This is a genomic window from Flavobacterium sp. LC2016-01 (assembly GCF_009711135.1).
Classification (GTDB): Bacteria; Bacteroidota; Bacteroidia; order Flavobacteriales; family Flavobacteriaceae; genus Flavobacterium.
Genome location: NZ_WMIC01000023.1, coordinates 1 through 863, shown reverse-complemented (window position 1 = coordinate 863; position 863 = coordinate 1). Strand labels below are relative to the sequence as shown.

Sequence of the window (863 nt, the reverse complement as noted above, 5' to 3'; positions counted from 1 at the left end):
GCAACGATCAGCATCAGCAAAGAACTTGACTGTTCTGCAGCTCCAGGTGCAACAATTACAGTTGACATCACTGGCGGAAAAGCTGGATATACTTATAAAGCAGACGGAGGAACAGGAACTTACGGTTCAAGTGTTGCTGTAACAGGAGCACAGTTTGTTTACCCGGCTGCAGCAGCAGGAACTTACAATTTTGAAATCACAGATTCAAATACACCTGGCTGTACTAAAATTGTTTCAATTACTGTAAACCCGATCAGCAACCCTACAGTTACGGCTACTCAGGTAAATGTTTCTTGTAACGGAGGTTCAAACGGATCAGTTCAGTTGAGAGGAGCAGGCGGTTCAGGAACTTATACTTACAGCGATGCTCTTGCAGGAACTTATGTAACAGGTAATACTTTCACAGGATTGACTGCCGGAACTCATACTTTCTATGTAAAAGACAGCAAAGGCTGTACAGGAAGTGTTGCTGTTACGATCACAGAGCCTGCGGCTATTGTGGCGACTCCATCAGCTACTAAATTTACCTGCAGCACTACAAATGCAAAACAGTCTGCATTGATCACTGTTACAGGAACAGGAGGTACAGGAGCTTATACTTACAGCTACAACAACGGAACAAGTTATGTGGCAAGCAATACATTGACAGTAAATGACAATGGAGCTTCACAGACATTCCAAATTATTATAAAAGACGCTAACGGCTGTCTTTCACCAATGGTGCCGATTACTTTGGCTCCATTAAACCCGCCGGTAATTTCAAGTGTTACTCCTACAGCAGTAACTTGTCTTGCAACAACAAGTACAGTTACAGTTGCAGTTACGGGAGGAACAGGAGTTGCACCATTAGCTTATACTATTAC

Annotated in this window: 1 protein-coding gene; it reads left to right on the top strand. The window is 43.1% G+C overall.

The window, feature by feature from the left end:
* Nucleotides 1–863, top strand: an 863-nt coding sequence (locus GKZ88_RS22280; protein WP_155104498.1) for a SprB repeat-containing protein, incomplete at both ends; no start/stop codon positions are given.